Genomic DNA, 2350 nt, shown 5'->3' with positions numbered 1-2350 from the left:
GGTACGCGTCGTGGCGAACCCACCCCCACTGGAGTGTTGACAGGTTGCTCCCTGGGTCGGTGACGCCGGGGTAGTCTGTTGCCGGTTGGGTTGGGGCGGATCCGGTATGGCGGATGTGGACGGGCTGCAGGAGCGGCTGCGCAAGATCGAGGCGCTGATGGCGGGCGCTGGCACGCCGGGCGAGCGCGACGCGGCCGGCGCGGCGCTGGAGCGGGTCAAGGCGCGGCTGGCGGAGCAGTCGCGGCGGGATCCACCGATCGAGCTGCAGTTCTCCATGCCGGATGCGTGGTCACGCCAGCTCTTCGTGGCGCTGTGCCGCCGCTATGGCCTGCGGCCGTACCGGTATCCTCGGCAGAAGCGGACGACGGTGATGGTGCGGGTGCCGCGCGGGTTCAACGACACCGTGCTCTGGCCGGAGTTCCTCGAGCTCGACCGCGCGCTGAGCGCCCACCTGCAGAGCGTGACGACACGCATCATCCATGACGCGATCCACGCCGACACGAGCGAGGTGGAGGAGGTACAGGCCTCGCTGCCCGGCGTATAGCGCTACGCCGCTTGCGCGCCCTGGGCATCGCGCCAGGACCAGGGCAGCAGGGTGTGCAATGCCTTGCTGCTGACCTCGCCGCGGACCATGCGCTGCAGCACGTCGGTGAGCCAAGCCTGCGGGTTGACGCCATTCAGGATGGCGGTGCGGACCAGGGTCGTGGCGATCGCCCAGTTGTCGCCGCCTCCCTCGCTGCCGGCGAAGAGCGCTGCGCGGCGGGTTTTGGCCACCGGCCGGATTTCCCGCTCGAGGCTGTTCGTGTCCATCTCCAGCTGGCCGTCCTCGAGGTAGCGGCAGAGCCCCTCCCAGTGCCGCAGACCGTAGCGGATGGCGCCGGCCAGGGCCGAGCCTTGGCTGACCTGATCCAGTTTCGCCTCCAGCCAGCGGTGCAGGTCCTGCACCAGGGGCTTGCTGCGCGCCTGGCGCACGGTGCGGCGGTGCTCGGGCAGCGTGCGGCGGATCTCGCGCTCGATGCCGTAGAGCGCGCCGATGCGCAGCAGGGCCTCGGCGGCGACCGGTGAGGCGTTGTGGGCGTGGACCTTGTGGAAGCGTCGGCGCAGGTGGCTCCAGCAGAAGGCGAGCGTGACCGAGCCGCCCCGGCGCCGGGCAGCGACCGTGCGGAAGCCGCGATAGCCGTCCACCTGCAGCGTGCCGCTGAACCCGGCGAGGTGGGCCGCGGGTCGGGTCGCCTTGCGGTCGGTGGCGTAGACATAGGCCACCGCTGGCGGCCCGCGCCCGAGAGAGGCACGGTCATCGGCCGCGTAGCACCACAGCCGACCCACCCGGGTCCGGCCGAGGCCGCGCTCCAGGGTGGGTAGCGGCGTGTCGTCGGCGAAGACCCGGGCATGGCCGACCACGTGGGCGAGGATGAGGTCGCGCAGCGGGCGCAGCCACCAGCAGGCCTGGCCGACCCAGTCGCAGAGCGTGGCGCGGTCGAACTGGATCCCCTGCCGTGCCAGGATCTGGCACTGCCGGTGGAGCGGGATGCCGTCGCCGTACTTGGCCACCAGCACCTGCACCAGCAGCGCCTCGGTGGGCAGGCCGCCGGTGACGACGCGCGCCGGCGCCGGCTGCTGGTGCACGCCGGCCTCCTCGCAGCGCCGGCAGGCGTAGCGGGGCCGGATGGTCACCAGCACCCGCAGCTGGGCGGGCACGACGTCGAGCCGTTCTCCGCGGTCCTCGCCGATGCGCCGCATCTCCTCGCGGCAGCATGGGCAGCGCCGGTCGGCGAGGTCCAGCACCTGCTCGATCCGCTCGAGATGGGCCGGCAGCCGGCCGCGGTTCCGGCACCGCTCGGCATGCGGCTTGCGGCCGCGCGGTGCCGGATTGTCGTTGCTCGCAGGCGGTACAGCCGCTACCCCGCTGAGCGCCAAGGCCAGCTGCCCGGGATCAACGCGCTCGGCGCTCTGGCCAAAGCGGGCCCGGCGCAGGTCGTGGATGATCTGCTCCAGCGCCGCGATGCGTGCCTCGGCCGCGGCCAGGGCGGCCCGCAGTTCGGCGACGTCGCCGCCGCCGGCATCATCATCGCAGCTGTCGGCATGATCCACGGGCACGGCGGAATCGTCGCCGACCCGCCCGCGTCGGGCCAAGCGAAAGCGGCAGGGCGTGGTATCACGCTGCCGTAGGTCGCCACTCCCGCTGCGCCGAGCGCCACTCCATGCCCTCGAGCAGCAGCGAAGCCTGCGCCGGCGACAGCGTGACCGAGCCGGTCGAGGTCATGGGCCAGGGAAAATGTCCATGCTCGAGCCGTCGCACCAGCAGGCTGAGCGCGACCCCGTCATGCCAGAGAGCTTTGAGCAGCCGACC

At 72.3% G+C, this 2350-nt stretch carries 3 protein-coding genes; 1 reads left to right on the top strand and 2 read right to left on the bottom strand.

What is annotated here, in order from left to right; genetic code table 11:
- Positions 1-106: 106 nt before the first annotated feature.
- Complete coding sequence (locus E2C05_RS31100) at positions 107-544, top strand: hypothetical protein (RefSeq protein WP_133223477.1); 438 nt, start codon at positions 107-109, stop codon at positions 542-544.
- A gap of 2 nt (positions 545-546) precedes the next feature.
- Here the strand turns inward: E2C05_RS31100 and tnpC are convergent, their stop codons facing one another.
- Positions 547-2091: an IS66 family transposase gene (gene tnpC, locus E2C05_RS31095; RefSeq protein ID WP_133223478.1), complete on the bottom strand. Its 1545-nt coding sequence runs from the start codon at positions 2089-2091 to the stop codon at positions 547-549.
- Between the two features lie 64 nt (positions 2092-2155).
- Positions 2156-2350: IS66 family insertion sequence element accessory protein TnpB (gene tnpB / locus E2C05_RS31090; protein WP_192912560.1), on the bottom strand; the 195-nt coding region annotated here is incomplete at its 5' end.

Source organism: Paracraurococcus ruber, from assembly GCF_004353985.1.
Lineage (GTDB): Bacteria > Pseudomonadota > Alphaproteobacteria > Acetobacterales > Acetobacteraceae > Paracraurococcus > Paracraurococcus ruber.
This window is presented reverse-complemented; position numbering and strand designations above follow the sequence as displayed.

Bases quoted from the DNA above. Each gene is read 5' to 3' on its own strand.
- E2C05_RS31100 (WP_133223477.1), top strand. From the start codon at position 107: ATGGCGGATGTGGACGGGCTGCAGGAGCGGCTGCGCAAGATCGAGGCG.